The organism is Clostridium sp. 'deep sea', assembly GCF_014931565.1.
Classification (GTDB): domain Bacteria; phylum Bacillota; class UBA994; order PWPR01; family PWPR01.
In genome coordinates, this window is sequence record NZ_CP063353.1 from 2,296,381 (window position 1) to 2,315,751 (window position 19,371).

Here is a 19,371-nt window from a genome sequence, read left to right on the forward strand (position 1 = left end):
GACTCTGCTTAACAGTCGTCATATTTTTATTTTTCTTTATTAATTGCCTCACTTAATATTTTAATTGCATCAATATTCTTCATTCCAGGAAATGAATAATCAAGTGGTACTATAATAAAGTTATTGTCTTTAACTGCATCTACTTCTTTTAGTGCTGCATGATTTTTTAAGACCTCAATTTTTTGCTCAGCAGTAGTACCCTCGTAGTCGTTAATTACTATGTAAGATGGATTTGCTTCTGCTATTGCTTCCCAATTAACTTGGGTAAATTGTTTATCGATATCATCAAAAATGTTTTTTCCGCCAACTGTTTCTATTAAAGAGGTTATTAAAGCACATTTACCTGCTGTACTTGGCTTTTCTGTTCCATTATCATATACAAATACTGTTTTTGGTTGGTCATATTCTTTTTTATATTTTGTTATTTCATTTTTCATTTTTTCAATAACTGTAGTAGCTTTTTCTTCTTTATTAAATATTTTTCCTATATTCTCTATGTCTTCATATACGTCGTCTATCGTAACTTCAGTTTCATAGGTACCTTTTGTTACATAGGTATTAATATTTAATTCATCAAAATCCTTTTGTGATGCAATACCATAATTAGCATTAAACGCAAAGGCAGTGCCATATACAAAATCAGGCTCTACTTCAATAATTGTTTCTAGGGTAGGTACACAAGATGTTCCATATCCCTCAGCCAATACTGGTAGTTTTTGAATTTTTTCATCGTAGTCCTTAGCATAACCCTCGGCTATTACAATGCCCACTATTTTATCCTCAAGGCCTAATTCTAAACATATCTCTAATTCACCAATGCTTAATGTAACTATTTTTTCTGGTACTTTTTTATAGATTGTGTCTTTATTAAAGTTATTTATGGTAACCTCGTATTGGTTATTATCTTCATTGTTATTTTTTTGATTGTTTACTTGTGCCCCATTATTACAGCCGAATAAGCTTATTGTTAATACACTTATTAATAATAAACACATAATTTTCTTTTTATTACTCATTTAAATCCTCCTTTTATGATAATGATTATTAATATCATTGAGATTATACTATTCGGTCTTACTCATGTCAATACAATTTGCTTTACCTTATTTTTAGCTTATATATGATAATACTAAAGGTGTCATTTTTAATTATTTTTTTTCGGTAATGGAAGGATTTTATTACAAAGTACCGAATTGAGTTTTAAAGGGAGGTTTTATAAGTGCAAATTTTTGATAAACTTATTGATAGCTATAGAGATGTTATGATAAAAGATATTCAATCTTTAGTTAGAATAAAGAGTGTAAAAGAGGCTCCACAAGGAGATATGCCATTTGGTAAAGGTATTCAATTAAGCCTTGAAAAGGCCTTAGAAATTGCCGAACGTATGGGATTTAAAACAGAGAACATTGATAATTATGCTGGTGAGGTTAGTTACGGTGAGGGTAATGAGAGTATTGCTATGCTTGGACATTTAGATGTTGTTCCTGAAGGAAACGATTGGACCTACCCTCCATATGCTGCTGAGGTTCATGATGGAGTTATTTATGGTAGGGGTGTTAGTGATAATAAAGGACCTGCGGTAATGAGTTTATATGCAATTAAAGCAATTATGGATTCTAAACTACCCATAGCTAAAGAGTTAAAGGTTATATTCGGTACAGATGAAGAGTCTGGCATGACAGACGTTAAATATTATGTTGATAAAAAAGGTGCGCCAACCATGGCCATAACCCCAGATGCTGGTTTTCCATTAATTCATGGAGAAAAAGGTATTATGACCTTTACATTAGTAACTAAAAGTGAAAATCACGAGCTAAAAAAAGGTACTTATCTTGTATCAGGAAATGGTGGTAATGCAGTAAACTCTGTTCCTGATATTTGTAAAGTAGTGATTAAAACAGAAGAGAAACAGGATTTAATTAAGCTCTTAGAAGAGTTTAAAGAGCAACCTAATTTTGATTTTGTTTGGGAAGAGCAAGCTGACAACATTTCCATAACAACTTACGGTGTATCTTACCACGGAAGTTTGCCTCAAAATGGCAGAAATGCAGTTAGTTATATGTTTAATATTTTAGGTGAGTTTGCTAAAGACTCTCATACACCTATAGCTGAATTTATTAAGCTTTATAATAATCGTATTGCTTTTAAACACTATGGTGAAGATATAGGCTGTTTCTTTAAAGACGAAAAGTCTGGTGATTTAGCCTTTAACCCGGGTATTTTTGCTATTACTGCAGAGGGTATTGAGGTTAAGGTTAATATTCGTTATCCTGTTACATTTACAGGTGAGCAGGTTTTCTCTAGTATTGAAAAAAATATTGAGAACACTGTTGTAACCTTAATTAGGGGTAGCGATAGCGCGCCTATGTATGTAGAGCCAGACAGTCCCCTCGTTGTAAATTTAATGAGTATTTACAGGGAGCAGACCGGTGACCTAGATGCTAAACCAAAGGTAATTGGTGGCGGAACATATGCTCGCAAGCTACCTAACGCTGTTGCTTTTGGACCTGGTTTTCCGGGCGCAAAATCTAATGCTCATCAACCAAATGAACAATATATTATTGATGATATGATAAAAGCAACAAAAATTTATGCTAAGGCATTATATAAGTTAGCTCAAGATAAATAAGTAAAAGGGTTGAGAGGTTTAAAAAATAGGTGGCTCCAAAACAATTTTGGAGCCACCTATGGTATTATTATACTTATCTATTTTTTATTATCTTTTCAAGATCTTCATGTTTCTCTATTAAATCCATTAACAGTTCTTCGGTTTCATTTTGATTCTTATATAGTTCTTGTAACTTCTGCACATTACTAACACTGCTTTTCATTAAGTTCTCAATCTCTAATAATCTATTTTCAGCCTCTTTTATTTGCTGTGTATAGCTTTTAAGCTGTTTGTCTTGTTTTCGCATTTCGCTTTGCAAAGCTTTATGTGATTGATAATCTTGTTTACTTTGTGACAGTTTATTATGCTCACTTTTACCTACAGTTTTAGCTTGTTTTTTTTCAAGTTGTTTTAAGTAGTACTGATAGTTACCTTTGTATATATCTATTTTACTATTTTTAATTTCTAAAATTTTACCAGCCATAGTGTCTATAAAGTATCTATCATGTGATACAAATATTACTGTACCTTCATACTTTTGCAAGCTGTTCTCTAGCTCTTCACGTGAATCTATATCCAAATGATTAGTAGGCTCATCAAGTATTAGTACATTAGCTCCTCCATACATCAATAAACAAAGCTTTAATCTACTACGCTCCCCACCCGATAAGGTATTAACACTTTTAAATACATCATCACCTGTAAATAACACTCTGGCAAGCTCATGTCTTACCTCTGTAGCCGTTATTTGATACTGACTTTGAAATACCTCTATTAGATTACTATTGGGGTTGTCAAACTCAACCTCTTGAGGTAAATAGCCAATTTTTACTCTTGAACCGATTTCTACTTTGCCATAACTGGGTTCAATTAATCCCATTATTATCTTGAGCAAAGTAGATTTACCAGTACCGTTTGAGCCCAGTATTCCTATTTTTTCTTGATAAAAAACTGTTAAATCAAAGTTGCTAAAAAGCCTTTTATTTTCAAATTGATGACCCAGACTTTTTACTCTAAGTACTTCTTTAGCTGTTCTGGTCACATTGTTTTTTAAGATTCTTATTTTTTTATTTTCCATACGGGGTTTATCAGGCACAACTATTTTAGCCAGCCTTTTTTTTAACTCTTTAGCCCGTTTAAACATTTTTTCACTATCACGAGCTCTGCCCCAAATTAAGAATTGCTCAATCTGTTCTTCTAGCTTGTCTACTTGCCTTTGTTTTGCCTGCCACATATTAAATTTCTCTTCTAGTCTTCTTTGGCTTTCTACTTGGTAGTAGCTATAATTTCCATTATAAATTTCAGCACAATCCTGCTCTATTTCTACAATTTTATTTACAGCTCTATCTAAAAACCAACGGTCATGAGAAACTATTACAACAGCACCTTTGTAGTCTTGTAAATATGCCTCTAACCAAGCCATAAAACTTAAATCTAAGTGGTTTGAGGGCTCATCTAGTAACAATATATCTGGCTCTTCTAACAGAATCTTACCAAGTATAACTCGTGATTTTTCTCCACCACTAAGCATTTCAAATGCTCGTTGTTGCATGTTTTCATTAATGTTTAAACCTATTACTATTCTGTTTAACCGTTCATGCATGTCATAGCCACCCATTTGCTCATAGCTATGCTCTAATTCTCCATATAATTTAACTATTTTGTTTAACTCTTCACCCTTACATAAAGACATTTTTTGTTGCATATTTTCTAGTTGTTTTTCAATTTTTAAAATACTAGAAAATGCCTCAAATAAAACATCTATGGTTTTTAAGCTATCTGGATAAACCGGTATTTGATCTAAGTAATCTAACCTTATATTTGAACGTTTAAATATAGTTCCTTCTTGATAATCCTCTTGCTCCATTAATATTTTAAGTAGAGTAGTTTTACCTACTCCATTAGGACCTATTAAGCCAATTCTTTGCCCCTTATCTATCTCAAAGGTTATATTTTGAAACACTAAATCTGCTCCATAATATTTTGCTAAATTGCTAACTGCACATAATGCCATTTATTTATACCTCAATTAGCTTATTTCTTTTTACGCTTTTTCTTTTTCTTTGTTCCTCTTTTTTTTGCTATATCTTTTTCTTTATCAGCTTTTCTGGCTGCTTTTTCTTTTTTCACTAAGTATAGTTGATGAATTAAAAACATAACACTAAGTGGTAAACAGATATACATTAAAGGGCGATATTTAAAGTAGCCTATAATTGCTAATAATGTAGCTGTAAAACCATGCCACGTTCTTTCACCTGAGTTTACATCAAATTTAAACCAAAACTGTCCAAGCCCTGCTACAATGGTTAATGAAGCTATTAGGTAGGAGTTAAAAAGATAAGCTAATGCTGAGCCTGTTAAACACAGTGCAAAAATTAACCATCTATTTGCGTTTACAACATCAAACTCTTCTGCTTCACTCTCTTTATACTTATCTCTTAAATATACCCACTGAGCTGGTCCAAATAAAGCTCCAGCTAAGGCTATTGCCATTTCATTATAATTTTGAGCCATTGAAAACCTCACACTTACAGCTCCTAATAACAGGCATAACACAAATCTCCATAGAGTAAAAAATGATTTTAGTGAAAAGTGATTACTATTTTTTTCTACCATAATACGCTCCTATAGCTTGGTTTTTATACTATAATTATAACTTAATTTAGTTATTAAAACACCTTATTTATTACCCTTAACATATTCTTTAATACCGTTTAGATAGGCATTTTGCAATAACTCTATTGTGGTGTTTTGTACAGACTCAAATAATAAATCATCAATACTAGTGATAGGTAAAATGTCATTAGAGGTCGAGGTCATAAATACTCCCTCAAAACTCATTAGTTCTCTGGTACTTATATCTCTCTCTATTACCTTAATATTGAGTTTTTTGGCATGCTCTATTACTTTATTTCTAGTTATTCCAATTAACACTTTTCTATTTGGAGCCGTATATAGTGTTTTATCTTTTACAAAAAAAATATTTGACCTACTACCCTCAGTAACGTTTTTATGTTTATTTACTAAAAGTGCCTCAAACGCAGCTCGCTCTAGTCTATATTCTTTGATATGTTTACGTAGTTGGTAATCGTTAACTTTTGCATTAGGGTTATACCTAACAACATCATATAAAACAGTATGAATGCCTTTTTTATACATCTCCTGTGAGGGATAAAAAGTGTGCATAAAGTAAAGAAAATAGCTTGCACCATCTTCACTAAACAATAGTTTTATATTACTGTTGAACTCATTATTAACACTCATCAACTTTGCCATTAGTTGTTTTATTTTTTGTTTGGTTAAACATAATTTTATATTTATAATTTCTGCTGACTTATATAATCTATCTATATGTTCTTCAAAAAACAAAGGCACTGCATCTATAGCTCTAATTACCTCATAAACAGATTTCTTATTCATACTCTTTACAATACTTTCATCAGCGGTACTATAAACTTCACCATCATGTATTAAGTATTGAAATATTGCTTCATTGTTCATGTTTTCGCCTTCCTTTTATGAAACTACTAGCATTTTACCATATAAACTAACGACAAGGTAATAACTATGCGTTATAATATAACGCATTGGAGTGATTTAGATGAAATACTGGCAAGAGATAGACTTTTGGAATACTAAATTACACTGGAATGTAGAAGATATAAAGCTAACTACTCTGCACGAAGGTAATAGTGGTAGTTATGTATATAGAGCCGAGCTAAAGGGTAAAAATATCCCTAAATCTGTAATTATAAAACAGACCTTTATTCCAAAAAAACGTTCAATACTATCTTTGGATACAAATAGTTGGAAGAGAGAGGTGCTTTTTTATAAACAGGCTTCTCAGCTTAAAGTACTAGATACAGCCAAATTATATCATTTTGAAATTGATGAAGTTAATAAACAAAGTTTACTTATTATTGAAGACTTAGTGCATAAATATTATTTACCTAAGCCTAACCATATATTTAACAAAGCTGAGCAAGGGGTAATTTTTCAAACTTACCTGCAACTCGAGTCATTATCTAAACAACTTAAACATTTAAAACTTAATACCTCATATTTAGCAAAACCAGAATTTACTCATGTGACTCCAGTGGATATTGTAGAGGCTGTTCACAAATTAGATAATTGGGAACCTACAAAAATGTTAGTAGCATATATTAAACCAAATATAGACTCTATAATTAACAAGCTGAATACGATATACCAAGAATATAAAAAGCTTAGCCCTGTATTAAGCTATAACGATTTTTATCCTGGAAATATTGCTATATCCTTAAATATAGACAAAGCTATATTATTTGATTTTCAAGCCATAGGTTGGGGCAATTCTCTTAATAACATGTTAAATGCCTTTGGTAATAAGGCCTTTGCAGACAGTAAGAAAGACCTGCAACTACGGTATTTAGAGGCAGTTAAGTTTAAAAACACTAGCTCTTTTAATCTTACTCAATTATTAACCATTAATGAGTTATTATCTTCTTTGTATATGGTATGGGTTATGGCAAGCTATGCAAGCTTATTTCCAACTAATACTCAATTACCTAAATGGTTTGATTATGTTATAAGAGATTTACCAAACCAATGTAAACAAGTAACACGCTTTATTTAACATTTAATAATGCCCAGAGTGTCATCTTAGTGAAATGAATTTTATGCTGAAAATCAATCATGATTTTTACTTATGTTTATTCAATAGAGGCAATAGCTTCTGCCTCTATTTTAAACCCATAGTGGATATTTGCTATTTCAAGTACACATCTAGCTGGTGGTTCATAATTAAAGAATTGCTCGTAAACAGCATTTACTTTACTCCAATTATTAATATTACTTAAATAAATAGTTACTTTAACTATATCCTGTAGGCTACCACCAGCCTCTTCAACTATAGCCTTAATATTATTTAATACCCTATGGGTTTGGTCTGTTATATCTTTATTTACTAACTTATGTTTACTTTCAGGCTCAATGGGTAGTTGTCCTGAAATAAATAAAAATCCATTAGCTAAAATACCCTGTGAATAACAACCATTAGCACTGGGAGCATTTTTTGTTTTAATTATTTTTTTAGGCATTATATCTCCTATTCTTGTTTTTTATATAGACCCCAGTAGTGTCTTACATTTAGATCTTCAGGCATATCTGTACCATGATTGCCTTTATTTTTAATTGTATCTAAATGAGCTCCATGATCTGGAGTAAAGGCAATAACTCTATTATATTTAGCCCAGTATTTATTAAACGCTTGTGCCAAAATGTTAAAGGTTTTTAAGTGATTATGCATGGCATTAATACATTCAGTACTAAACGGTTTAGTTCTATGTAACAAGTCATCGTACTCTTGATTATATGCAACTATCACATCTAGCTCATTTTGTTTTAACAACTCTATTGTTCTATTAGTTACCTCTAAATCGTATGGCTCAGAATAGTATTCAATATCTCTTCCTCTAAATATTATATCTATACTGCAATCCTTAACTGCAACTAAGGCCACTTTTTTACCTGCCTTTGCTAAAACATCAAACATCGTTTCTACTGTTAATACAGGCTTTTCATATTTTTTAATTCCAGTTGTCTCTGGCAATGCTCCACTAAACATAGAGGCAAAACAAACTGGTGTATATGTTTTCATTACAGCCTCTAAATCTGCTGTAATTGGTGCAATTTCTTTTACTTTATTAAACTCAGCTGTGTAGTTATTTAGTAAAAAGGAACCTAACGCATCAGGTGCATAAATTAAACACTTTTCTACAGGGTTTTCTTTAAATAGATTTTTAGCTTCTCCTAATACTTGAGGTAAAGCATGAGCTTGAGTAGTTTTTGGAGTCACTACCTGCATTAATTCGCAGACAGTTGGTGTTAATACTGTAATTTTGGCCATATTTATCTCCTCTATTTTATAGTTAGCAGTTTTCTATTACTATTAAAATATAAATCAATTAAAACCTAAAGTCAAAAAAGGTGTAAGTTACTACTAACTTTACACCTTAATTAGCTATACTCTATCTACTTTTATTTTCTTTCAATACTGCTACTTTTTGACCTATAGGTAGTGGTTTGCTTAAATCTATAGTTACAGTTCTCAGCCAAAAAATCACAGCAAGTAAGCCTACAGCGGTAAAAATAAATACTATATTTAAACCCCAAAAACCCGCAATTGCTCCGCCTAACATAGGTCCTATGGCTGCCCCTAATTGACTAAAACTAGAGTTTATACTTAAAACTCTACTCCTAAAGTTATTTGGCACAGATTTAGATAAAATAGCAGTTGCAGAGGGACCTACAGCAGCCAAAAACAAGCCAAAAGCAAATCTAGTTACTGCTAAATAAGCAATATTAAATGAAAATGCAATTGCTATACTTATAACTATACCACCTATTAATCCTATAGTCATAGCCTTTTTATAGCCATGTTTTTGCCCATACTTACCCCAATATGGTGCGCCCATTACGGTAGCAAATCCTGCTAAAGAAAATATTAAGCCTGTCATAACTTTAGGATCACTATTACCTGATATTGCTAATTTTTGCACCATTAAGGGCAGTATTGGCTGAACTATCATTAATGATAGGTTATAAATCATCATTACAACAAACATCATTGCTAAAATTTTATATGAAAAACTTTCTTTTATATCTCTTACTACATTAAACTGTACTGTTCTATCTCCTTTATTTTCCTCTTTTGTGCCAAATATTATTACAAATGTGGCGGCAAAAAGTACTAACCCTGCAATAATTAAAGTCTGCTTTAATCCAAAGTAATGGCTCATATAACCGCCCACCATTGGACCAGCTATTGCACCAAATGAGTAACCTGTATTTATTATTCCTAAAGCTCCACCTAACTCTTCTTCGGGTGTATTGGTAGCTACCATAGCAATTGCTGATGGTATAAAACCATTAAATACCCCTAGTAATAAACGAGCCAAAATTATATGCACCGCATTTTGAGAAAACGCCATTAAAATATAAACCAAGCCAATTCCTAATCCTGCTCTAAAAATTTGAGGTTTTCTCCCATACTTATCAGCTAGGGTACCCCATATAGGTCCCATAATAGCTCCCGTAATAAAGGTTACACCAAATGCTAACCCAGACAAAAACTCTATATTATCTGTTGTTCCAACCTCTTGTAATAACATTGGTAAAAATGGAGATACCAATGAAAACGCTATACCGCCTATTACACAGCCTAACCAAAGAACATAAAGGTTTCTTTTCCATAGTGGCATAATCTATTGCTCCTTCCCCCATTAGCCTATAAGCATACAACCATAATATACACCTAAAATTAATTTGGCAAGCTAAATTTTAGTATTACAAAAGATAATAAAAATAAACTTGTTTATACACAAATAAAATTATTAATTATAATTATTTTAGGGAATTTAAGGAATAATAAGTATGCTAAATATGTTAATTTAAATATTTTTTTTATGTATATATTGATTAATGTTATAATAAGAGTATAATCATATTTGACATATGTCTATAACTTTTTTGAATGGAGAAAATAACTATGATTCAAAAAGAAACTACCAATGGAAATTCCAATATAAAAAAAGTAATTGCAGTTATGAGTGGTAAAGGTGGAGTTGGTAAATCTTCTATGACATCTTTAATTGCCACTACGCTAAATGAACAGGGTTATAAAGTTGGCATTATGGATGCAGATATTACCGGACCAAGTATTCCTAAAATTTTTGGGGTTAATACTATGAGAGCTATGAGCGACGGAGAATCTATTGAACCTGTTACTACTAAAAAAGGTATTAAAGTTATTTCATTAAACTTATTAATAGATAAAGAAGACGCTCCTGTAGTATGGCGTGGTCCTTTAGTTGCCAATGCTGTAAAACAATTTTTTACTGATGTTAATTGGGGAGATTTAGACTATTTAGTGATTGATTTACCACCAGGAACAGGTGATGTATCTATTACTTTAATGCAATCTATTCCTGTAGATGGTGTAGTAGTGGTTTCATCTCCACAAGACCTTGTAAAACTAATCGTAAAAAAATCTGTAAACATGGCTGAAATGATGAATATAGCTGTTTTAGGATTAATTGAAAATATGAGCTACTTTGTTTGTCCTCACTGCGGCGAAAAAACCCATTTATTTGGTGAAAGTAAAACAGAGCAGGTTACCAAAGAGCTTAATATAGAACTTATTCATCAGGTTCCTATTGATCAAAAGCTGGTAGAGTTATGCGATCAAGGTAATGTTGAAGATTATCCACAAGCCAACAGTGAATTCTTTAATAAATTTAAAGAGTCGGTAAATAAAACAATTAGTAAAATTAAATAACTTACTATAACCAAAAAAAGGCTACTCACTACAAGTGAACAGCCTTTTTTTATATTTCTTAATTGTTTATATACTTTAATTTCTTGTTTTACTCGTTGGAGTCTAAAACAACTCTTAGCTTAATATTCTTATTTTCACTCATTCTATATACTTCTACTTCTATTTGATCGCCTTTTTTATGTTTAAAAAGTTCGCTTTGCAAATCTGTGAATCCGGTAATTTGTTTATCATTAATAGCAACAATTATGTCACCAGCTTTTATGCCAGCTTTTTCAGCAGGTTTACCCTTCATAACTTCGCTTACATATACTCCACTTTCAACTTTACCTTGTAAAAATTGATTTGAGCCTGGACTAAATCCAGCTCCATGTATACCCAATAATGGTCTAATTACTTTTCCATAACTTATTAACTGCTCTATAATAGGCTGAGCTTGTTTAGATGGTATTGCAAAACCAAGTCCCTCAACACCTGAGCTTTTAATTTTTATTGTATTAATGCCAACAACCTTACCGTTAAGATCTAATAATGGACCACCACTATTACCTTCGTTAATAGCGGCATCTATTTGTAATAGTGAGTATTGTTTTCCATCTACAGTTAATACTCTATCTACAGCACTTACAATTCCGTGGGTAGTTGTTCGGGCAAACTCTGCTCCTAACGGATTACCTATTGCTAATACAAAATTACCGACCTGCAGTGTTGAAGAATCACCAAAAGTTACATAGGGTAAATCTTGTTCATCTTTTGATAAATCATTTAAGTTTATTTTTAATACTGCTAAGTCTGAGTATTCATCTGAGCCTACTACTTCGGCCTGTACTTTTGTACCACTAGATAGTGTTACTACTACCTCTTTAGCACCAGAAATAACATGCTCATTAGTTACAACATAACCCTTTTTTGGATCCACAATAAAGCCTGTCCCACTTGATTTTTCTGTTAAACTGGTGTTACCAAACCAGTCTTTAACATATCCCTTGTTAGTTATACCAACTACAGCAGGGCCAACCGATTTTGCTACCTGCGAAAACTGATTACCTAAGCCTTCTATATCTACTTTAATTTGACTTACACTAGTGGGAGGCTCGCTCGGTAACTGATAACCTCCACTATTTGATAAGTGATTTGGCCATGGAATAATTTTGCCATAAATAAACTGGGGTGCGATTACTGCCATCACTACTGCACCTATTAAAGCACTTATTAATGCAACGACAACTATGGTATATTTACTCTTTGATTCAGTATGTGAATCTGAATAATACCTATTGTTATCAAAACTATTATACATAAGTCTACCTCCTTCTCTTTGTTTTATAGTACTTTACCAAACAAATGTCAAAAAAATATGTGATTTTGATCATCTTTTTGTGGTTTAGCAAATATTAATCATTGGGGTAGCCACATTTCGTTTGGCTACTTTTAAGGCAAAATCCTTATTTGGTCTTAAGCCAGCTTCACATAAAGTTTTTTCATTTACTCTTAAAGCAATCTCTGGAGTATTGTTTTTATCGCTAAGATGGGCTAATACTACAGCCTGAGTTTGCCTACTAATTACTCTTTTTAGTAATGCAGCAGTTATATTATTTGCTAAATGTCCTTTTTTACCCGCTATTCTTTGTTTTAAAAATAGGGGTAGGGACCCTTTTGTAACATTTCGGGGTCATGATTTGATTCAATTACTAATGCGTCAATGCCTAATAAATGATTATAAACATCTTCACTTACAAAGCCTAAATCTGTTGCTACTACTATACTTTTACCATCTACTTCAAATTTATAACCTACAGGATCTGCCGCGTCATGAGATATTGCAAATGGAGTAATATTAATATTATCGATTGAAAACTGATTTTGTGTTTGGGTAAACTGACGCTGATCATTTATAACTCTGTGTAAAAATTTATTGCCGGACTTCCACGTTGCTTTATTAGCAAACACTTTTACTTTTGGGTGAGACCTTGCCAATACATCAATTCCTCTTATATGGTCAATATGTTCATGGGTAATAAAAACTGAGTCAAGCTGGGTATTATCTACACCAATCGACTCTAATTGTTTACATATAGCTCTATTACTTATGCCAGCGTCTACTAAAAAGTGTTTGCCTGCTAACTCTAGGTAAACACTGTTTCCAGAGCTGCCGCTTGCTAAAACCGCAAACTTCATGTTGCTCCTCCGTCCTAAGTATCTGTTATTCAGATATTTGGCTTTCTAATATTTCTTTTACTCTACTCTCAAATCTCCTGCGAGGCAACATAACTGATCTTCCGCATTGCAGACATTTAATTCTAAAATCAGCACCAACTCTAATTACCTGCCAAGTATTTGCACCACATGGATGACCTTTTTTCATGCGAACAACATCACCAACTTGGTATTCATGTTTTATCATTATTTATCCTCCGCATCCTTATTAATAATAACTCGATGTGGGAAAGGAATAGAAATTTGCTCACGATCTAACCTATTTTTTATGCTGTATCTTAATAGCCGCTCTGCCTGCCATTGCTCATTAGGTTCTGTAAGGGCAATTATTCTAAAGACTACCTCAGATTCTCCAAGATTCTGCACTCCTAAAACCGTAGGCCCCTCAACTATATAAGAGTTTTCACTTCTTAGTTCTAAACAGAGCTTCTCAAGCACCGCTTGTACATCATCTAAGTTTTCACTGTAAGCAACACCTATATCAACCATTGCTCTTCGATAATTTCTTGATAAGTTACTTACTATTTTTAACTCTCCATTAGGAACATAATGCTGTGCACCATCAAATCCTTTTAAAACAGTGCTTCGTAAGCCTATTCCTCTTACTACGCCCTTTATACCACAAGCCTCTACATAGTCACCAACATCAAACTGATCCTCAAACATAATAAAAGCCCCAGAAATAACGTCTCTAACAAGGTTCTGAGCGCCAAATCCAATCGCTACGCCCAATACTCCAGCTCCTGTTATAACTGTGGAGGTTGGGATATTAAAAACGGCTAGAATGCTTAAAGCGGCTGCGAAATATACAGCATATTTAAATATACTAAGGGTTAATGTTTCTAAGGTTCTTAATTTAGATTGCTTAATTTCAACTCGCTTAAAAATACTCTTGTTTTGCTTTGTTAATTGCTCTTGTCTTTGTTTTTCAAAGCCAACTTTAATCGCTAAACTTCCGGCCTTTAGGGCCAAATATGCTAATAAAATGACTAATACTAGTTGAATTACAATACCTAAAAGTGGAATAGATAAAATGCTTTTTTGAAAATCACCATAAGAATCTAGTGAGAGATTAAACACAGTAATAGCGATTGGAATACCTAACACCAATACTGCATATCTCCAAACCTTTTTTACAGATGAGTGCATATTATTTATTTGGGTTACATGTGACTCAGAGTGCTCTTTTGCTTCTACTAACTTACGCCATCTTTTAAATATTCTATGAATTATAAATAGTCCAATCCTTGAAATTACAAGCATAATTGCAATAACTAATATTATTTGAAGGATTACCCCTAATACAGGGTCTTGGGCTTTTAATTGCTGATAATAATCTTTTATAAAACTCATTCTTACTCTCCCTAAATTGTGTTAACTTTGTAATTCACTATAAACAATATTATTATTTTGCTGTTGACACACAGCATATTTACAGTTATTTATATTATTGTTTTTTAAGAGTTTTATGAGCTGACCTCCATTTTCACTATTAACTCTTATAGATAAACCACAGCTACTACTAAATACCCGTGGAGTAGGTAATATTCTTAGCTTATACTCATTATCTTCAAGTACTTGCTCTGCTGCCAAGGCATCATGAGTTGATTCAAAAACTAGTAAAATCATCTTTAATCTCCTTAAGGCTTTTGATACCAAGATAAAGAGTTATCTTTGGTTATTATATACACAATATCATTAAGAACAGCTGAACTCAGCACCTCTTTTTCGCTTGAGGCATACCAAGTACCCTTTGAGTCTTTAATAGCATAAATACCTTTATTAGTTGACACAAATAGCGTATTTACCTGTGGAACTTCACTACCAACTAAATAACCAGGAAGTTTAACCTTAAGCGTAGTTTTACCTGCAAGGTTTGTTTCACACACATATACTCTCCTGCCATAGGGAATCAGCCCTGTTTGGTTACTGATGATATATAGTTTGGTATCTGATAAAAAACCACAAGATACTACACCCTTGTGTTTAATACTAGTTAGCTCATTTGTTGAGGTGTTAAATTTTTTTACAATATCATTTTCACTCCATACTATTATATCACCACTAGGAGATACATTAATATCACCCATAGAGTTATCTACCTTATTTTTAAGAAGTTCTTCGCCATTGTTATTTATAACAATTATATACTGGCCTTTTTCTGAGGAGCTAGTATTATAAATCAAAGCAACAATGCCATCTCTCCATTGTTTTACATCTATAAATTCTGTATCTCTAAAATCCTTGCTAAATTGCTCTTTATTTCTGTAGTCTGATCCTCTTTCAGTAATTTTTGAGACTGTTAAATTCGTTAACCACTGGGTATTCTGTTTGCCCATAATATCTGAAATTACTATATTTGTACCCTCATTATCTATAGTACAAAGTAAAGGATTTCCTTTGGCTTGCCAATCTAATAACTCTTGACCAGCTGTATTTATAATCTTAACTTCTTTGTCATCAGACTCACCTATTATAGTATAATATTTTGAGCTATTTACGTTTAGATTAGGTTCAGTATAAACATTCTGCCAACTCTTATTTCCTTGCTTGTCCAAAAACGAAACTACTGTTTGACCTGTTTTTAAATATACAACCCATGCCCCGTTATCACTACCACTACTATATAACAATTTTCCAGGACTAATGTATGACTTAGAACCCGAAAGAGCTAGCTTTGTGCCCTTATTAAAGAACATTCCTTGGCTTACCATTGTATATAAAAAGAAGGCAATTAATACTAATGAAACAGCCAATATAGCTATTACCTTTTTGTTTTTTATCATTGCTGCAAACTCCTTCAATTATATCTTCAATATATTATAACTTATACTACTAAGAAAGAAAAATATCTTATTACATTATATGCCAAATCCCGAGTAAAATATTTTAGCTAAGAATTGTAGTATTCTGCTACCCTGCCAAATATAGGCCAAACCAATTTTATCGAACAGGATAATAAACGGCCATAATATGCCACTTAACAACATTGCACATATTAATGCATTGCCAATAGCGGGAATAACTCCTGTTATGCTGTTATCGTAAAACCCACTAGTATTTACTTTTATTACAAATGTGTTAGCAATAAAAAAAACCAATCTTACGGCTGCCCAAATGAGCAAATAACAGGCTAAGCCACCTAAAATATTAACAATTATTTTTTCTGACACTGCCCATATATTTTCTTGTTGATTGCCAAGTAATTGAAAGTGTTCTTTAAAAATAGCATTTAGCTCTTCTGGTAGGTTAGTGTTTGGAAACTTAGCTCCACCTGTAACACTTATATCTACAATTAAATTGGAGTTCACTAGAGCTTGAGATACAGATTGTTTTATTTTTAGCAGAATTAATCCTTTATTTAGTGTTGTTGCAAAAATTGATGCTAAGCCTACCCCTAAAACATTATAGCCTAAGCGTAACCAATTATTAATATTTCCTCGTTTATAACCCTTGTACACCATAAAAATTATAGCTGCAATTATTACAATGTCAATATAATTTGCCATGTTTGTCCCTTCTTTCGTCAGACTTCTCTACAATTTATTATTTAATATTAAAAATTATTCTGAAAAACGAATATTTGAGGGTACCACGGTAATAATTACTATTACTAGGCAATAAAAAACTTATGCGTTAAAGGAGTAGTTATATGTCTATAGATTTTAATCCTCAAGTTATTCCAATAACCGAAAGATTATGTGCAAAATACGATGACAAGTATGGCTGTTTGTACTTAGCTAAGGTTATTAAACAAATTATAAAACAAGCAACCATAGTAAATAAGGATATTATAGTTTTATGTATAGGCACTGACCGCTCTACAGGTGATGCTTTAGGCCCTTTAATCGGCAGTGAACTTCAAAAAGTCTCTTTACCTAAAAAAGTTCATGTATTTGGAACCCTAGATCAACCTGTTCACGCTATTAATTTACCCAGTGTAAAACAAACTATTAATGACACGTTTCCTAACAACTTCACTATTGCTTTAGATGCAAGCCTGGGCAATGCTAAAAATGTAGGGGTAATTAATGTGGGGTATGGCTCAATAAGACCTGGTTCTGGAGTAAACAAACAGCTAGCACCTGTAGGTGATTTTTATCTAACAGCCACAGTAAATATTGGTGGATACATGGAATACACTGTATTGCAAAACACTAGGTTATCTTTAGTAGTTAAAATAGCTAATACCATAGCTAAAATGTTAGAATACGCGTTAAAATAAAGGCTTAAAGTGGGGTTGATTTTTTAATAATCTAAACCCACATAAACTATGCAAAATACAACTGCACAACAAAGGTCACTCATGTACAAGTGACCCTTTTTATTATAATTTTTTTATTAATTTACTTACTACATTAGCAGCTACTTTACCTGCTGCATCTGCTTTTGAGGTTAGCGATGTAACATGCTCACTAATATGACCTGCCTCACGCGTTACTTTTTCTACATTTTTGATAGTACCTTCTAATTCGTATTCTGATTTTTCAATTATTTTATTCACATTAACAACTGTCTCTGCCATTTTTCTTAAAACTTTTATAATAAACACACCTACTACTACTATTACAATTGTTATTATTAATAAACATACACTGTCAAAATCTAGGTATAAAGACAAGTCTTCTCCTCCTTTTAGCAATACATTTCACTGCGTTTTTTATGAAGTTTAGTTATTATTCTTTTAATACTACGAGAAACTTGCATTTGAGTCATATTCATTATTTCGCCTATTTCTCTTTGGGTTAAATCCTGTTCAAATCTTAGGTTTATAATTTTTCTTTCTTCATCATTTAGCACAGCAAATAGTTCTTGTATTTCGCTATGTTCTTCAACTTTACGTAGGCTTAAATCCTCTTTACCTAAAGCGCTTTTTAGGGTTAAATCACTATCATCTTCAGCTGTCTTAACAACACTATCTAAAGATGCTGCTTGGTACGCTTGTCCCCATTCAAGTGACTCTAATACATCTTCTTCACTCACATCCAAATATATGGCCATATCTTTGGGGTTAGGAGTTCGCTGTAGTTTTTGAGTTAAAATTGGCATTGCTTTATAAATCTTATTACCCAATTCTTTAATTCTACGTGGAACATGAACTGCCCACTGGCGGTCTCTAAAATAATGTTTTATCTCACCAATTATTGTAGGAGTAACAAAGGTTATAAACTTAGCAGCTTTATTCATATCGTATCTTTTTAAAGATTTAAGTAAGCCTATGCTACCAACCTGTACAAGGTCATCAAAAGATACCGCCTCTCGTACAAATCTCTTAGCTAAGTACTTTACTAAAGGTAAAAATTCATTAACTAATTTTTCTAATGCTGCTGAGTCATTACTTTGCTGATAAAGCAAAATAAGCTCATTTATCTCTACAGTGGTAAGCTTCTGTGTTTCCTCCACAATTATTTACCACCTAGCTTTTTCATCATTACAATGCATGTTCCTTGACCTACTGTTGTATCTAAATTTACTTCGTCCATTAAACTGCGAATAATAAATAATCCTAATCCTCCAGATTGTAGTTTACTTATATCTGGTATTTTAATATGACTTGAATCAAAACCAGGACCCTGGTCTTCTATTTTAATAGTTAATTGTTTTGATAAATAATTAAAACTACTTTCAATATTAATTTTACTTGAGCTATTGCCTCTTGTATGAACCACAGCATTAGTTACAGCCTCAGTAATTGCTACCTTAATATCTTCAATTGATTCTATATCAAAACCACACCTACTTGCCATAGCAGAAACTGTTAAACGTACAACACTTACGTACGCAGGTAAAGAAGGAACTGTTAAATTAACTATTTCATTTAATGCCATATCAACACTAGAATCTATAAACGCTGATTCATGCACCTCAGTCATCCTCCCTTCTTACTTCAAAAACGGTGTTAAGTCCTGTTGTCTCAAGAAGTTTCATTACTTGAGCCTTTGGACTAATTAATACTACATTACCATTTTTCCCTTTTAAATCACGGACTAAACCAATTAACATACTTAATCCAGTACTATCTATAAAATTTAATCCTTTTAAATCAATTTCAACAACACTATAGCCATTTGTTAACTCAGCCAATTTTTCTCTTATATCAGTTATATTAAAAATATCTATTTCACCGTTAATAGCTATTTTAACTGTCTTTTCATTTAATTCTTTAACAAAACTCAACTCATTCATAAATGTCACCTCTTATACTGATTTAATTAAACATAATAAAAATAAA

Annotated in this window: 22 protein-coding genes; 4 read left to right on the top strand and 18 right to left on the bottom strand. The window is 32.3% G+C overall.

The window, feature by feature from the left end; translation table 11 throughout:
• Positions 1-26: 26 nt before the first annotated feature.
• A complete protein-coding gene (locus IMX26_RS10740) occupies positions 27-1,016 on the bottom strand; it encodes an ABC transporter substrate-binding protein (protein ID WP_195158386.1) in 990 nt (329 codons plus the stop codon).
• A gap of 203 nt (positions 1,017-1,219) precedes the next feature.
• Between IMX26_RS10740 and pepV the strand changes: the two genes are divergently transcribed.
• The gene (gene pepV / locus IMX26_RS10745) at positions 1,220-2,629 is read left to right on the top strand and encodes a dipeptidase PepV (protein ID WP_195158387.1); all 1,410 of its coding nucleotides are present in this window, start codon (positions 1,220-1,222) and stop codon (positions 2,627-2,629) included.
• A 73-nt stretch (positions 2,630-2,702) separates the two neighbouring features.
• On the opposite strand, the gene abc-f is transcribed toward pepV, so the two are convergent.
• From abc-f to IMX26_RS10760, 3 genes are all read right to left on the bottom strand, one after another.
• Positions 2,703-4,622 carry a ribosomal protection-like ABC-F family protein gene (abc-f, locus tag IMX26_RS10750; RefSeq protein ID WP_195158388.1) on the bottom strand — a complete coding sequence of 640 codons (1,920 nt, stop codon included), beginning with the start codon at positions 4,620-4,622 and terminating at the stop codon, positions 2,703-2,705.
• A gap of 20 nt (positions 4,623-4,642) precedes the next feature.
• The gene (locus tag IMX26_RS10755; RefSeq protein WP_195158389.1) at positions 4,643-5,224 is read right to left on the bottom strand and encodes a hypothetical protein; all 582 of its coding nucleotides are present in this window, start codon (positions 5,222-5,224) and stop codon (positions 4,643-4,645) included.
• A gap of 63 nt (positions 5,225-5,287) precedes the next feature.
• Positions 5,288-6,109 (bottom strand): aminotransferase class IV, encoded by an 822-nt coding sequence (locus IMX26_RS10760; protein ID WP_195158390.1) that lies wholly within the window; start codon positions 6,107-6,109, stop codon positions 5,288-5,290.
• Positions 6,110-6,209: 100 nt separating this feature from the next.
• Here IMX26_RS10760 and IMX26_RS10765 point away from each other — a divergent pair, with 100 nt between their 5' ends.
• Entirely contained in the window at positions 6,210-7,223 is a 1,014-nt protein-coding gene (locus tag IMX26_RS10765) for a hypothetical protein (RefSeq protein ID WP_195158391.1), read from the top strand.
• 76 nt (positions 7,224-7,299) lie between these two features.
• Here IMX26_RS10765 and IMX26_RS10770 read toward each other — a convergent pair whose 3' ends face one another.
• The 3 genes from IMX26_RS10770 to IMX26_RS10780 all read right to left on the bottom strand — a co-directional run bounded on the left by IMX26_RS10770 (position 7,300) and on the right by IMX26_RS10780 (position 9,849).
• Positions 7,300-7,686: a Rid family detoxifying hydrolase gene (locus IMX26_RS10770; RefSeq protein WP_195158392.1), complete on the bottom strand. Its 387-nt coding sequence runs from the start codon at positions 7,684-7,686 to the stop codon at positions 7,300-7,302.
• Between the two features lie 8 nt (positions 7,687-7,694).
• Positions 7,695-8,495, bottom strand: coding sequence for a hypothetical protein (locus tag IMX26_RS10775; protein ID WP_195158393.1), 801 nt, complete (start codon positions 8,493-8,495; stop codon positions 7,695-7,697).
• A 121-nt stretch (positions 8,496-8,616) separates the two neighbouring features.
• Positions 8,617-9,849 carry an MFS transporter gene (locus tag IMX26_RS10780; protein ID WP_195158394.1) on the bottom strand — a complete coding sequence of 411 codons (1,233 nt, stop codon included), beginning with the start codon at positions 9,847-9,849 and terminating at the stop codon, positions 8,617-8,619.
• A gap of 287 nt (positions 9,850-10,136) precedes the next feature.
• On the opposite strand from IMX26_RS10780, the gene IMX26_RS10785 reads away from it, so the two are divergent.
• Positions 10,137-10,925: an Mrp/NBP35 family ATP-binding protein gene (locus IMX26_RS10785; protein ID WP_243259098.1), complete on the top strand. Its 789-nt coding sequence runs from the start codon at positions 10,137-10,139 to the stop codon at positions 10,923-10,925.
• Between the two features lie 88 nt (positions 10,926-11,013).
• On the opposite strand, the gene IMX26_RS10790 is transcribed toward IMX26_RS10785, so the two are convergent.
• The 7 genes from IMX26_RS10790 to IMX26_RS10820 form a co-directional block, all read right to left on the bottom strand.
• The gene (locus IMX26_RS10790) at positions 11,014-12,222 is read right to left on the bottom strand and encodes a trypsin-like peptidase domain-containing protein (protein WP_195158396.1); all 1,209 of its coding nucleotides are present in this window, start codon (positions 12,220-12,222) and stop codon (positions 11,014-11,016) included.
• 332 nt (positions 12,223-12,554) lie between these two features.
• Entirely contained in the window at positions 12,555-13,100 is a 546-nt protein-coding gene (locus tag IMX26_RS10795; protein ID WP_195158397.1) for an MBL fold metallo-hydrolase, read from the bottom strand.
• A 25-nt stretch (positions 13,101-13,125) separates the two neighbouring features.
• Positions 13,126-13,326: a DUF951 domain-containing protein gene (locus IMX26_RS10800; protein WP_195158398.1), complete on the bottom strand. Its 201-nt coding sequence runs from the start codon at positions 13,324-13,326 to the stop codon at positions 13,126-13,128.
• A complete protein-coding gene (locus tag IMX26_RS10805) occupies positions 13,326-14,492 on the bottom strand; it encodes a mechanosensitive ion channel family protein (RefSeq protein ID WP_195158399.1) in 1,167 nt (388 codons plus the stop codon). The genes IMX26_RS10800 and IMX26_RS10805 overlap by 1 nt, the downstream gene beginning before the upstream one ends.
• 21 nt (positions 14,493-14,513) lie before the next feature.
• Positions 14,514-14,768 (bottom strand): DUF3343 domain-containing protein, encoded by a 255-nt coding sequence (locus IMX26_RS10810; RefSeq protein WP_195158400.1) that lies wholly within the window; start codon positions 14,766-14,768, stop codon positions 14,514-14,516.
• Between the two features lie 11 nt (positions 14,769-14,779).
• Positions 14,780-15,925, bottom strand: a complete 1,146-nt coding sequence (locus IMX26_RS10815) for a hypothetical protein (protein WP_195158401.1) — start codon at positions 15,923-15,925, stop codon at positions 14,780-14,782.
• A gap of 75 nt (positions 15,926-16,000) precedes the next feature.
• Positions 16,001-16,648, bottom strand: coding sequence for a hypothetical protein (locus IMX26_RS10820; RefSeq protein ID WP_195158402.1), 648 nt, complete (start codon positions 16,646-16,648; stop codon positions 16,001-16,003).
• A gap of 143 nt (positions 16,649-16,791) precedes the next feature.
• Here IMX26_RS10820 and yyaC point away from each other — a divergent pair, with 143 nt between their 5' ends.
• Positions 16,792-17,364 (top strand): spore protease YyaC, encoded by a 573-nt coding sequence (gene yyaC / locus IMX26_RS10825; protein WP_195158403.1) that lies wholly within the window; start codon positions 16,792-16,794, stop codon positions 17,362-17,364.
• 102 nt (positions 17,365-17,466) lie between these two features.
• Here yyaC and IMX26_RS10830 read toward each other — a convergent pair whose 3' ends face one another.
• The 4 genes from IMX26_RS10830 to IMX26_RS10845 are packed head-to-tail and all read right to left on the bottom strand — an operon-like array spanning position 17,467 to position 19,325.
• Positions 17,467-17,760 (bottom strand): DUF948 domain-containing protein, encoded by a 294-nt coding sequence (locus IMX26_RS10830; protein ID WP_195158404.1) that lies wholly within the window; start codon positions 17,758-17,760, stop codon positions 17,467-17,469.
• Between the two features lie 14 nt (positions 17,761-17,774).
• Positions 17,775-18,542 (bottom strand): SigB/SigF/SigG family RNA polymerase sigma factor, encoded by a 768-nt coding sequence (locus tag IMX26_RS10835; protein ID WP_195158405.1) that lies wholly within the window; start codon positions 18,540-18,542, stop codon positions 17,775-17,777.
• A 2-nt stretch (positions 18,543-18,544) separates the two neighbouring features.
• Entirely contained in the window at positions 18,545-19,003 is a 459-nt protein-coding gene (locus IMX26_RS10840; protein ID WP_243259099.1) for an ATP-binding protein, read from the bottom strand.
• 1 nt (position 19,004) lies between these two features.
• The gene (locus IMX26_RS10845; RefSeq protein WP_195158406.1) at positions 19,005-19,325 is read right to left on the bottom strand and encodes an STAS domain-containing protein; all 321 of its coding nucleotides are present in this window, start codon (positions 19,323-19,325) and stop codon (positions 19,005-19,007) included.
• Positions 19,326-19,371: the final 46 nt, after the last annotated feature.

Bases quoted from the DNA above. Each gene is read 5' to 3' on its own strand.
- IMX26_RS10740 (WP_195158386.1), bottom strand. From the start codon at position 1,016: ATGAGTAATAAAAAGAAAATTATGTGTTTATTATTAATAAGTGTATTA.
- abc-f (WP_195158388.1), bottom strand. From the start codon at position 4,622: ATGGCATTATGTGCAGTTAGCAATTTAGCAAAATATTATGGAGCAGAT.
- IMX26_RS10755 (WP_195158389.1), bottom strand. From the start codon at position 5,224: ATGGTAGAAAAAAATAGTAATCACTTTTCACTAAAATCATTTTTTACT.
- IMX26_RS10760 (WP_195158390.1), bottom strand. From the start codon at position 6,109: ATGAACAATGAAGCAATATTTCAATACTTAATACATGATGGTGAAGTT.
- IMX26_RS10765 (WP_195158391.1), top strand. From the start codon at position 6,210: ATGAAATACTGGCAAGAGATAGACTTTTGGAATACTAAATTACACTGG.
- IMX26_RS10770 (WP_195158392.1), bottom strand. From the start codon at position 7,686: ATGCCTAAAAAAATAATTAAAACAAAAAATGCTCCCAGTGCTAATGGT.
- IMX26_RS10775 (WP_195158393.1), bottom strand. From the start codon at position 8,495: ATGGCCAAAATTACAGTATTAACACCAACTGTCTGCGAATTAATGCAG.
- IMX26_RS10780 (WP_195158394.1), bottom strand. From the start codon at position 9,849: ATGCCACTATGGAAAAGAAACCTTTATGTTCTTTGGTTAGGCTGTGTA.
- IMX26_RS10785 (WP_243259098.1), top strand. From the start codon at position 10,137: ATGATTCAAAAAGAAACTACCAATGGAAATTCCAATATAAAAAAAGTA.
- IMX26_RS10790 (WP_195158396.1), bottom strand. From the start codon at position 12,222: ATGTATAATAGTTTTGATAACAATAGGTATTATTCAGATTCACATACT.
- IMX26_RS10795 (WP_195158397.1), bottom strand. From the start codon at position 13,100: ATGAAGTTTGCGGTTTTAGCAAGCGGCAGCTCTGGAAACAGTGTTTAC.
- IMX26_RS10800 (WP_195158398.1), bottom strand. From the start codon at position 13,326: ATGATAAAACATGAATACCAAGTTGGTGATGTTGTTCGCATGAAAAAA.
- IMX26_RS10805 (WP_195158399.1), bottom strand. From the start codon at position 14,492: ATGAGTTTTATAAAAGATTATTATCAGCAATTAAAAGCCCAAGACCCT.
- IMX26_RS10810 (WP_195158400.1), bottom strand. From the start codon at position 14,768: ATGATTTTACTAGTTTTTGAATCAACTCATGATGCCTTGGCAGCAGAG.
- IMX26_RS10815 (WP_195158401.1), bottom strand. From the start codon at position 15,925: ATGATAAAAAACAAAAAGGTAATAGCTATATTGGCTGTTTCATTAGTA.
- IMX26_RS10820 (WP_195158402.1), bottom strand. From the start codon at position 16,648: ATGGCAAATTATATTGACATTGTAATAATTGCAGCTATAATTTTTATG.
- yyaC (WP_195158403.1), top strand. From the start codon at position 16,792: ATGTCTATAGATTTTAATCCTCAAGTTATTCCAATAACCGAAAGATTA.
- IMX26_RS10845 (WP_195158406.1), bottom strand. From the start codon at position 19,325: ATGAATGAGTTGAGTTTTGTTAAAGAATTAAATGAAAAGACAGTTAAA.